The organism is Micromonospora sp. NPDC049580, assembly GCF_040675595.1.
GTDB lineage: Bacteria > Actinomycetota > Actinomycetes > Mycobacteriales > Micromonosporaceae > Micromonospora.
Genome location: NZ_JBFAPG010000180.1, coordinates 1 through 10,868, shown reverse-complemented (window position 1 = coordinate 10,868; position 10,868 = coordinate 1). Strand labels below are relative to the sequence as shown.

Below are 10,868 nucleotides of genomic sequence, written 5' to 3'. Positions count from 1 at the left end.
CGACGGTGCGCCGGCCACCGGTGGGGTCAGTACACCGACAGGTGTACGTGGTTGGTGTGTTCGCTGGAGGGGTCGCCGTTCCCCCCGCTGTACGACTTCCACCCGCTGCTGGGCAGCCAGATCTGCCTGTACCAGATCACGTAGAGCACGGCGAGCCGGTCGGAGTTGCGGATGAAGTACGCGGCCAGGTTGTTGCCGTACGTCTTGTCGCCGCCGGTGGCGTCCCCGCCGAAGCCGCCCTTCTGGGCGGCGAAGTCGCAGGCCCGACCCTTCGGGTGTTCGCCGGAGCCGCCCGAGCGGTGGCAGGAGACGTACCGGGTGAAGCCGGCGGCCTTCGCCTGGTTGAGGGCGTGCAGGGTGCGGGGGGTGATGCAGCCGCTGGCCGGGGTGGGGTCGTTGACGCTGCACGACTCGGACGGCCAGGAGCCGTCGGAGTTGCGCGGCGCGGGCTGGGCGTTGGCGGTGGAGGTGCCCCGGTTGGAACTGGTGTCGGCAGCGGTGGTGCGCGGCTTGCTGGTGGCGACCGCCAGGGCCCGTTCGGCCTGTTCCTTGCGCTTGGCCATCACCTCGACCTGCTTGCGCTGCTCGCGGATCTCGCCGTCCAGGGCGGTGCGGGTGCGGTTGGCCTCGTCCCGGGTGGCGTGCAGGTCGCGCAGCACCCGGTCCTCGTTGGCGGCCACCACGTCCAGCGCGGCCGCCCGGTCCATGAAGCCCTCGGGGGTGTTGGTGTTGAGCAACGCCGAGACGGTGCTGAGCCGGCCGGTGCGGTACGCCACGCCGGCGATCTCGCCGACCTTGCCGTTGCGCACGGTCATCTCGGCCTCGGTGGTCTTCAGCTTGGCCGCGAGTTGCTGCTGGCGCTGGACGGAGGTGTCCAGGGCGCGCTTCGCGTCCAGGTAGCCCTTGCTGGCGGCCTCCAGTTGGGCCCGCAGCGCGGGGGTGCCGCCCTCCTCGTCGCCGTCGGGCGCCGCGGCGGCCCGCAGGCCGCCGGGGGGAGCGGCGGTGGCGGCGCCCACCGGTAGGGCGACGCCGAGGGTGACCATCATGACGATCAGTGCCGCGAGTCGGGCGGCGGGTGGTCGTGCTGGTGCCACTACGCATGTCCTTCCGTCAGCCGCCGACCGGGTTAGCTGACGGGTTCGGGACGGAAGATCCCTACCGCTGACGCGGATGCACCCCAGGAACGTGGTTCCCCGGTTCGCCCTCTCGGGTGATTAGGCGGCGGCCGCCACCGGCGCCGGGAGGGCGCCGCCGGGTGGTGGCCGGGGACGAGCCTACCGGGGCAGGTGGGACGTGTGCAGTCGATGTGACGGAAGGTGTCTGCGCCGCCACCGAAGATGACGGCAAAACGGTCTTTTCGTCAGATAGGTGCTCACCACTCGATCGAACCGCAGGCGCCCGTGGCGGACCCGGGCTCGATCTGCAGCGTGGCGTGCTCGATGCGGAAGTCCTCCCGCAGGGCGGTACGCGCCGCGGTGAGCACCGTGCCGACCTCCCCGCCGGGTGCCATGATCAGGTGTGCGGAGGCCACCTCCATGCCCGAGGTGAGCGTCCAGACGTGCAGGTCGTGCACCTCCACCACGCCGGGCACCGCGGCCAGTCGGTCGTGCACGGCGGTGACCTGGAGGTGTTCCGGGGCGGCCTGCACCAGGATGCGGACGGCCGCGCGCCCCAGCCGCCAGGTGCGCGGCAGGATGAACACGCCAATGGCGACCGCGACCAACGGGTCGGCCCACCACCACTCGGTGACCGCGATGAGCAGCGCCGCGCCGATCACGCCGAGCGAGCCGAGCAGATCGCCGAGCACCTCCAGGTAGGCGCCCTGGAGGTTGATGCTCTCCCGGGCGCCGGCGCGCAGCAGCGCGAACGCGATCACGTTCGCGAGCAGGCCGAGGACGGCCACCGCGAGCATCGGGCCAGTCAGCACCTCGTGCGGGTCGCCGAACCGGCCGATCGCCTCGATCACCACGTAGACCGCCACGCCGGAGAGCAGGACGGCGTTGGCCAGGGCGGCGAGCACCTCGAGGCGGTAGAGCCCGAAGGTGCGCTGCGGGTCGCCGGTGGCCCGCCGGGTGGCGGTGATCGCGGCGAGCGCCATCCCGATGCCCAGCACGTCGGTGAACATGTGCCCGGCGTCGGAGAGCAGGGCGAGCGAGCCGGTGTGGAAGGCGGCCACACCCTCGACCACCATCAGGGTCGCGAGCAGCCCGAACGCGGCCCAGAGTCGGCCCCGGTGCTGGTGGGCGGCGTTGGTGACCGACCCGTGGTGGTGGTCATGACCTGCTCCCACGAAATCCACCCTCCGTCGCCACCCGGGACCCGGTCAAATGTATGCTCACATCGCTATGTATGCAAGTGTACGGACCGGCCCACCCTTCGACACGGCAACCCGCAGGTCAGCCGGTCGGGTCGATGGTGGTGAGCCGCTGGGTGGCCCGGGAGAGCGCCACGTAGAGCGTTCGTACGCCGGAGCCCGGATCGGCCCGGATCTCGCTCGGGGCGACCAGCACCACCCCGTCGTACTCCATGCCCTTCGCCTCCAGGCTGGTCACCACCTGCAGCCGCGCCGCGCCGAGTGAGCCGAGCCAACCGGCGACCTCGTCGCGGCGGGTGACCGGCGTGATCACCCCGACCGTGCCGTCCACCTCGGCCAGCAGGCCGGTGGCCGCCTCCACGACCGCGGTCTCCAACCCGGCCGGCGGCACCACCAGCTCGACGGGGTCGATACCGGTGGAGCGTACGGCGTTCGGCAGCGGCAGGTCGGGGTAGAGCCGGCGGATCTCCGCCGCCGCCACCGCGAAGATCTCCGCCGAGTTGCGGTAGTTGGTGGTGAGCGTGAAATCGTGCCGCTTGCGACGGCCCAGCGCCTGGTCCCGGGCGTGGGTCAGCTCCTGGGGATCACCGATCCACGCGGTCTGCGCCGGGTCGCCCACGACGGTCCAGGAGGCCAGACGGCCGCGCCGTCCGACCATCCGCCACTGCATCGGCGAGACGTCCTGCGCCTCGTCCACCACCACATGCGCGTACTCCCGGTAGTCCTCCGGACGCTCCCGGGCCGCCGCGCGGGCGGCCCGCTGCCGGTCACTGGCGGTGCTCAGCTCGCGCACGCCGCCGGCGAGTTGGAACGGGTCGCGTCGGGCCCGCGCCGGCTGCATCGGCTTGCCGAGCAGCGCGTCCAACTCGTCCACTAACGCCACGTCCGCGATGGTCAGGCCCGCGGTGTCCAGATTCTGGTACGCGGCGGTGAGCAGCCTGATCTCCGCGCCGGAGAGGATGCCGCCGGCGTACCGACGCAGCCGATCCGGGCGAGCCAGCCAGCCGAGCACGTGTCGGGGGTGCAGGCGCGGCCACCACGCCTTGAGGAACTCCCGGAACTCCGGCCGCTCGGCGATCTCGCCCTCGAAGGCCCGCTGCTCCGGCAGCCGGGTGATGCCCACCGCACGGGCCTGCGCCCAGAGCGCGGCGAACACCCCGTCGAAGCCGGCCCGGCGTGCCTCGTTGCGCCGGGCGCCGCGGTGCAGCGCGCGGTCCCGGATCCGGTCCAGCTCGGCCCGGTCCAACCGCAGCAGCGTGCCCCGGTAGAGCAGCCGCAGCTCACCCGGGCCGCCCGGCACCGCGTCGCGGGCCGCGCGCTCCAGCACCCGGCGCATCCGCAGCGAGCCCTTCACCGCCGCCACCTCCGGCGGGTCGGTGCGGGTGGCGGTCATTCCCGGAAAGAGGCTGCCCAGCGAGTGCAGGGTCGCCGTGTCCTCACCGAGCGAGGGCAGCACCGAGGCGATGTACTCGACGAAGACGGTGGACGGCCCGACCACCAGGATGCCCCCGCCGGCGTACCGGCTGCGGTCGGAGTAGAGCAGGAAGGCCGCCCGGTGCAGGGCGACCGCCGTCTTGCCGGTGCCCGGACCGCCCGCCACGATCGTCACCCCGGAACCAGGCGACCGGATGGCCTCGTCCTGCTCCCGCTGGATCGTCGCCACGATGTCGCGCATGCCCCGACCGGTGGCCCGGGACAGGGTGGCCAGCAACGCGCCGTCACCGACCACAGTCATCCCCTCCGGCGCGGCGGTCGGGTCCAGCAGGTCGTCCTCGATGCGGGTGACCCGCTCGGCGCGCGAGGAGATGGTGCGGCGACGCACCACGCCCAGCGGCTGCGCCGGGGTGGCCTGGTAGAACGCGGAGGCGGCCGGCGCGCGCCAGTCGACGACAAGCGTGGTGGCGTCCTCGTCGCGGATGCCGAGCCGCCCGACGTGCAGCACCTGCCGGTCGCGCAGGTCCAGACGGCCGAAGACCAGCCCCTCGTGCTCGGCGTCGAGGGTGTGCCGTCGCTGCGCGGCGTGGAAGACCATCGCGTCGCGCTCGACCAGCGCGCCGAACGTGCCGACCCGGGCCATCCGGTAGCCGTCCCGTTCGGCCCGAACCGCGGACTGGCGTAGCTCGGCCAGTCGGGCGTACACCCGGTCGAGGTGCCGTTGCTCGACGGCGATCTCCTGCTCCAGGGCGGTCTGGTCGGTCAACGCACGCTCCTTCGATGTCGCCGGCAGACGGCGCGAACCGCGCGGGCCAACCGCAGAAGGGTACGGCCCCGGGCCCGGGGCTTCGCGCCCGAGGTGCGGGAACGTGCTCAGCGACCCGTCCCGGTCGCGCTCGCGTCGTGCCCGTCGCGCGCCGGCGCGGCGAGCACCCGACGCAGTACGCCGGTCAGCGCGGCGTTCACCTCGTCCGGGCGCTCCATCATCAGCATGTGTCCGGCACCCGGACAGACGGTCAGCTCGGTGGCCGGCAGGGCGGCGGCGATCGACTCGGCGCACGGCGGTGGGGTCAGCCGGTCCCGGTCACCGACCAGGGCGGCGGCCGGCAGGTGGGCCAGCGCGGTGAGGGTGTCCAGCCGGCGCTGGGCGCCGATCGAGGCGCGGAAGCCGCCGATCGAGCGCAGCGAGGCGCGGGCCACCGCCGAGGTCACCAGCCGAATGTCGGAGGGATCACAGCGGTCGCCGAAGAGCATCCACCGGATGCTCGGTTGCAACGCGTTCAGCAGCGCCCGGGGCGCGCGCCACGAGCCGCACCGGGCCAGGACACCGGCGCCCGTCGTCTCGGCGAGCCGGATCAGCCGGGCGATGCGCGGCGAGAGCCCGTAGACGGTGTGCGTGTGCCCCTCGGCGGTGGTCGAGACGAAGACCAGGCCGGCCGTACGGGCGGCGAAGTGGCCGGGGTGGCGGTGCGCGTACTCCATGATCGTCATTCCGCCCATCGAGTGCCCGACCAGGACCACCCGACCGGTCGGCGCGACCGCGTCGAGGACGGCGGCCAGATCGTCGCCGAGCTGGGCCAGGGTGGCCGTGGGCAACGCCATGCAGCTGGACCGGCCGTGGCCGCGCGCGTCGTAGGTGACCACCCGCACCGCGTCGCCGGCCGAGGCGGTCAGCGCGTCCACCTGCCGGTGCCAGCTGCGCCCGTCCAGCGTCCAGCCGTGCAGCAGGACGGCCGTGACCGGGGCGTCCGCAGGCCCCGTGACCTCCACGTGCAGCCGTACGCCGTCGGGCATACCGACCTCGAACCGCTCCGGCATCGCCACCTCCCCGGGCCGCCCCGGCCTCATCAGCACCGGGATACCCGGCGGTAACACCGGCTACCCGCCGAGACGCCACGCCAATCGCGCCGGGCGAACATTCCCGACCCCGCCCGTGACCGTCGGCGGCGAGCCAAGCTGAACGGCATGGAGGTGGCGGGACAGGGGCGGCAGGCCGGGGGTACGCCCCGCGCCGCGCTCGCCGAGCTGCTCGCCGGCAACCGGCGGTTCGTCAGCGGCCAACCCGTGCACGGCCACGACGTCACCGCCGCGGCGGCGGCCGCCTCCGGCGACCAGCAGCCGTACGCGGTGGTGCTCGGCTGCATCGACTCGCGGGTGCCGCTGGAGGCGATCTTCGACCAGACCTTCGGTGCGATCTGCGTGATCCGTACCGGCGGGCACGTGCTCGACCGCGCGGTGTGCGGCTCCATCGAGTACGTGGTCGGTCAGCTCGGCGTGCCGCTGGTGCTGGTGCTCGGACACGAGCGGTGCGGGGCGGTGGGAGCGACGGTGGACGCGCTGCGATCGGGGGAGCGGCCGGGCGGCTCGCTCGCTTACCTGATCGACGAGATCGCCCCGGCGGTCACCGAGGCCGGGCTCGACGACCCGGCGGTGCATCCCCAGGCGATCCGCCGGCACGTCCGGCGTACGGTCCACGCGCTGCGCGCGGACGACCTGCTGGCCGGGCCGGTCGCGGCTGGTCGGGTGGCGGTGGTGGGCGGCCTCTACGACCTGAGCACCGGCGAGGTCGCCCTGCTCGACCCGACCTGAACACGCCGGACGCGAAACCGCCCGCCGGGAACTCCCGGCGGGCGGTCTGCTGGTGCTGCGGTGGGGGAGGGCTCAGCCCTCGAAGACACCGGCCGCGACCAGGCGCTTCTCGGTGGCCTCCCAGCCGTCGTTCGGGTGAACGGCAGCCAGGTTGTTGATCTCCGCCCGGATCTTGGCGGCGTGGCCGGCGGCGGCCAGCACCCGGATCTCCTCGACGAAGGCGTCGGAGTCGGTGCGCAGGTGCGCGGTCTTGCCGTTGGTCAGGTTGCGCACGTAGGCGTGCTTGCCGCCGTTGAGCGGGATGAGGTACTTGAACTCGCCCAGCACGCTGAGGGCGCCACCCTGGCCAGCCTGGCCGGCCCGGACGGACGCGCGCGCGGTCTTAGAGGTGTTGCTCGCCACGGAGGTACTCCTTGCAAGACGTACGGGAGGACTGGACGTCCGGGGGCTGTATGCGGGTGACACTGAGTCGGCCCGCGAAGGTGTAACGCGGCAGAAGCCGCCGATGGAACTGTACAGGACCACGACATCAGGCTGGTCGTCGCGGTGTCCTGAGAGGCAACGGAGACCACCCGTCCGGCTATTCCGGCAGGCGTTTTTTCCGATTCCCTGGCGCACCATCCGTCACAGGAGTCATCATGTGTTGCAGCAACCACTCCGGTGGACGAGGTCGTAGGGGAAGACGCACCTCGCTCTCCGGGAGGTCACCGTGCCAACGCGTGGCGTCGTATACGTCCACTCGACCCCGCTCGCCGTGTGCTCGCACGTCGAGTGGGCGATCGCGCGCGTCCTAGCCGCGCCGGTCAACCTGCAGTGGACGGCTCAGCCCGTCGATCCCGGCGCCCGCCGGGCCGAGTGCGGGTGGACCGGCCGTCCGGGGACGGGCGCCGAGCTGGCTGCTGCCCTCCGGCAGTGGCCCATGATCCGTTTCGAGGTCACCGAGGAGCCGAGTCCCGGCGCCGACGGTGAGCGCTTCATGTACGTGCCCGCCCGAGGCCTCTTCCGGGCCACGGTCGGGGCGGCCGGCGACATTCAACTCGGCGAGGACCGGCTGCGGGCGCTGATGGCCTCCGCCCGGGCCCCCGAGGCGCTGTCGCACGCCCTCGACAAGGCGCTCGGCACCGCGTGGGACGCTGACCTGGAGCCCTACCGGTACGCCGGGGACGGGGCGCCGGTGACGTTGCTCACCCGGGTCGGCTGACCTCCGCCACCGCCCCGCTGGCCAGACGCTCTCGGGCGCTGCGACCGGTAAGGTCAAGTTGCCCCGATAAGGGGGAACCTGGTGGGATGGGCGGGTGCCGATTCGCCCGCGACACGCCGGTGTCGCCGTCGCCGCCCTGACCGCCCTGCTCGTCTCCGGCTGCTCCGGCGCCCCGGACCGGGCCGACCCGACGCCCGGTCCGACCGGCGTCTCGGCGGCCCCGAGCGCTCCCGCAGCGACCCCGGCCGACGATCCGGCCGCGCGGGCCGCCGCCCTCGTCGCGACGCTCTCCGACGAGGACCTGGTCGGGCAGGTGCTGATGCCGTACGCGTACGGCGACTCGGCCACGAAGGTCTCGCCCGGCTCCGCGGCCGGCAACCAGGCCCTCGCCGGCGTCGACACCCCCGCCGAGATGATCGCCAAGTACCGGCTCGGCGGGTTGATCCTGGTCGGCTTCAGCGCCGACGACCCGACCAAGGGCAACCAGGAGACCACCAACGTCGACAACCCCAAGCAGGTCCACGAGCTGACCACCGGGCTGCGGGGCGCCGCCGGTCGGCTGGCCGCCGGCCCGGCGCCCTTTCTGATCGGCACCGACCAGGAGTACGGCGTCGTCACCCGGGTCACCGACGGGGTCACCATCCTGCCCACCGCGCTCGCCGCCGGTGCGGCCGGCGACCCGAAGCTGACCGAGGCCGCCTGGCGGGCCGCCGGCGCCGAACTCGCCGCGCTGGGCATCAACGTCGACTTCGCCCCGGTGGCCGACGTGCTGGCCACCCGCAGCACGGTCATCGGCTCGCGGTCGTTCGGGGGCGACCCGAAGCTCGCCGCCGCGCAGGTCGGCGGCGCGGTCCGGGGCCTGCAGGCCAGCGGCGTCGCGGCCACCCTGAAGCACTTCCCGGGGCACGGCCACAGCGCTGACGACTCGCACAAGGACCTGCCGGTGCTCACCCAGTCCGCGGCGGAGCTGCAGAGCGGCGCGTGGCCGCCGTTCACCGCCGGGTTCGAGGCCGGCGCGATGGCCGTGATGTCCGGCCACCTGGACGCGCAGGCCATCGACCCGGGCACCCCGGCGACCTTCTCCCACAAGCTGCTCACCGACGTACTGCGCGGCCAGCTCGGCTTCCAGGGCGTGGTGATCACCGACGGGATGAACATGCCGCCGGCGAAGCGCTGGGCGCCCGGCGAGGCCGCCGTCCGGGCGCTGAACGCCGGCAACGACCTGATCCTCATGACCCCGAACGTCGGCCAGGCGTACGACGGGCTGCTCGCCGCCCTGCGTGGAGGCTCGCTGCCCCGGGCCCGGCTGGTCGACGCGGTCACCCGGGTGCTGACCATGAAGTTCCGGCTGGCGACGGCCCCCACCGAGCCGATGTCCACGCTCAACAGCCCGGCGCACCGGGCGGCGGCGGACGCGCTGGCCGCCGGCGCGGTCACCGTGCTGCGGGGCGCCTGCGGCAAAGCGGTGCACGGGCCCGTCACCGTCACCTCCTCCGACGGCCGCGACGGCACCCGGGCGGCGCTCACCGCCGCGCTGACCAAGGCCGGCGTGACCGTGAAGCCGAGCGGCGGGACCGTGGTGCACCTGGTCGGCTACGGCGACGGCGACAGCGACCTGCGCGCCGACGCGGCGGTCACCGTCGCCATGGACACCCCGTACGTGCTGGCCAAGGCCACGTCGCCGACGCTGCTGGCGACGTACTCCTCCAGTCGGGCGTCGATGACCGCCCTGGCCGCCGTGCTGGCCGGCAAGGCCCGCCCGGGTGGTCGGTCCCCGGTGGCTGTGCCCGGCCTGCCCGCCACCACCTGCGGCGCCTGATTCCGCCGGGGCCCGCAGGTCGGAAATCGCGTCGCCGGAGAGTGCGTCGACCTGGCAGCCTCGCTGTCATGGCAACCGCACAGGGCTTCCGCTACGACCAGCGTGCCGACGGCACGGTGGTGATCACGCATCACGGCCGGGTGGCGGGCACGCTGCGCGGCGCCCGGGCGGCGGAGTTCCTCGCCGAGGTCGACGACGACCCGCAACTGGTGATGGCCCGCTGGACCGGCAACTACCGCCACGGCAACGAACGCACCGCCAAGCAGCATCCCCGCAACCGGGGCTGAACGTGCCGAAGGGCCCCCCTTGCTGAAGGGGCCCTTCGGTAAACCCGCAGATCGGCCGTCGCACGGCCGCCGTCTCACGGTCGTGCGAAGACGAGCGCCACGTTGTGGCCGCCGAAGCCGAACGCGTTGTTCAGCGCGGCGGGGATCTCCATGTGGCGTGCCTTGTGCGCGGCGACCTCCAGGCTGAGGCCCGGCTCCGGGTCGTCGAGGTTGATCGTCGGAGGGACGACGCCGTCGCGGATGGCCAGGATCGTGGCGATCGACTCCAGCGCTCCGGCCGCACCGAGCAGGTGACCGGTCATCGACTTCGTCGCGGCCAGCACCGGGTGGTCGCCGAGCGCCTTGTGCAGCGCGCCGATCTCCAGCATGTCGCCGACCGGGGTCGACGTGGCGTGCGCGTTGACGTGCACGATGTCCTGCTTGGCGATGTCCGCGTCCGCGATCGCCCGAGCAATGGCCCGGATGGCGCCCTCACCCTCGGCGTGCGGCTGCACGATGTCGTACGCGTCGGAGGTGATGCCGGCGCCGGCGAGGCGCGCGTACACCCGAGCGCCGCGGGCTGCGGCGTGGTCGGCACGCTCCAGCACCACGATGCCCGCGCCCTCACCGAGGACGAAGCCGTCGCGGCCGGTGTCCCACGGGCGGGAGGCCCGCTCCGGGTCGTCGTTGCGGGTCGACATGGCCCGCATCGAGCTGAAGCCGGCGATCGGCAGCGGGTGGATGACCGCCTCGGTGCCGCCGGCCACCACCACGTCGGCCCGGCCGGCGCGAATGATGTCCAGACCGAGCGCGATCGCCTCCGCGCCGGTGGCGCAGGCGCTGGCCACGGTGTGCACGCCGGCCTTGGCGCCCAGCTCCAACCCGACCCAGGCGGCCGGACCGTTCGGCATCAGCATCGGGATCGTGTGCGGGGAAACCCGCCGCGGCCCGGACGCCTCCAGGATGTCGTCCTGGGCGAGCAGGGTGGTGGCACCGCCGATGCCGGAGCCGACGCTGACGGCCAGCCGCTCCCCGTCGAGGCCGGAGTCGGCGAGGCCGGCGTCCGCCCAGGCCTGCTGCGCCGCGATGATCGCGATCGCCTCGGAGCGGTCGAGCCGGCGCAGTCGGACCCGGTCCAGCACCTCGGACGGCTCCACGGCCAGCTGGGCGGCGATCCGGACCGGCAGTTGCGCGGCCCACTCCTGGGTGAGGGCACTCACCCCGGAGCGGCCGGCGAGCATGGCG

Annotated in this window: 10 protein-coding genes and 1 riboswitch; of the genes, 4 read left to right on the top strand and 6 right to left on the bottom strand. The window is 73.6% G+C overall.

Annotated features, from left to right (window positions below):
* Positions 1-26: 26 nt before the first annotated feature.
* From AB0J68_RS16670 to AB0J68_RS16655, 4 genes are all read right to left on the bottom strand, one after another.
* The gene (locus AB0J68_RS16670; RefSeq protein ID WP_355135400.1) at positions 27-1,046 is read right to left on the bottom strand and encodes a hypothetical protein; all 1,020 of its coding nucleotides are present in this window, start codon (positions 1,044-1,046) and stop codon (positions 27-29) included.
* 53 nt (positions 1,047-1,099) lie between these two features.
* A riboswitch (cyclic di-AMP (ydaO/yuaA leader) is annotated at positions 1,100-1,231 on the bottom strand.
* A gap of 141 nt (positions 1,232-1,372) precedes the next feature.
* Complete coding sequence (locus tag AB0J68_RS16665; protein WP_355135131.1) at positions 1,373-2,290, bottom strand: cation diffusion facilitator family transporter; 918 nt, start codon at positions 2,288-2,290, stop codon at positions 1,373-1,375.
* Positions 2,291-2,396: 106 nt separating this feature from the next.
* Positions 2,397-4,514 (bottom strand): AAA family ATPase, encoded by a 2,118-nt coding sequence (locus tag AB0J68_RS16660; RefSeq protein ID WP_363939229.1) that lies wholly within the window; start codon positions 4,512-4,514, stop codon positions 2,397-2,399.
* A 107-nt stretch (positions 4,515-4,621) separates the two neighbouring features.
* Positions 4,622-5,566 (bottom strand): alpha/beta hydrolase, encoded by a 945-nt coding sequence (locus tag AB0J68_RS16655; protein ID WP_354859452.1) that lies wholly within the window; start codon positions 5,564-5,566, stop codon positions 4,622-4,624.
* 147 nt (positions 5,567-5,713) lie between these two features.
* On the opposite strand from AB0J68_RS16655, the gene AB0J68_RS16650 reads away from it, so the two are divergent.
* Positions 5,714-6,337: a carbonic anhydrase gene (locus tag AB0J68_RS16650; protein ID WP_355135125.1), complete on the top strand. Its 624-nt coding sequence runs from the start codon at positions 5,714-5,716 to the stop codon at positions 6,335-6,337.
* A gap of 72 nt (positions 6,338-6,409) precedes the next feature.
* On the opposite strand, the gene AB0J68_RS16645 is transcribed toward AB0J68_RS16650, so the two are convergent.
* Positions 6,410-6,739: a hypothetical protein gene (locus AB0J68_RS16645; RefSeq protein ID WP_007463527.1), complete on the bottom strand. Its 330-nt coding sequence runs from the start codon at positions 6,737-6,739 to the stop codon at positions 6,410-6,412.
* A 307-nt stretch (positions 6,740-7,046) separates the two neighbouring features.
* Here AB0J68_RS16645 and AB0J68_RS16640 point away from each other — a divergent pair, with 307 nt between their 5' ends.
* The 3 genes from AB0J68_RS16640 (at position 7,047) to AB0J68_RS16630 (ending at position 9,644) form a co-directional block, all read left to right on the top strand.
* Positions 7,047-7,538, top strand: coding sequence for a DUF3145 domain-containing protein (locus AB0J68_RS16640; RefSeq protein ID WP_007463525.1), 492 nt, complete (start codon positions 7,047-7,049; stop codon positions 7,536-7,538).
* 94 nt (positions 7,539-7,632) lie between these two features.
* The gene (locus AB0J68_RS16635) at positions 7,633-9,357 is read left to right on the top strand and encodes a glycoside hydrolase family 3 N-terminal domain-containing protein (RefSeq protein ID WP_363939227.1); all 1,725 of its coding nucleotides are present in this window, start codon (positions 7,633-7,635) and stop codon (positions 9,355-9,357) included.
* Positions 9,358-9,425: 68 nt separating this feature from the next.
* Positions 9,426-9,644: a hypothetical protein gene (locus tag AB0J68_RS16630; RefSeq protein WP_354859460.1), complete on the top strand. Its 219-nt coding sequence runs from the start codon at positions 9,426-9,428 to the stop codon at positions 9,642-9,644.
* A gap of 74 nt (positions 9,645-9,718) precedes the next feature.
* Here AB0J68_RS16630 and AB0J68_RS16625 read toward each other — a convergent pair.
* A partial coding sequence (locus AB0J68_RS16625) for a beta-ketoacyl-ACP synthase II (RefSeq protein ID WP_363939225.1) occupies positions 9,719-10,868 on the bottom strand: 1,150 nt, incomplete at its 5' end.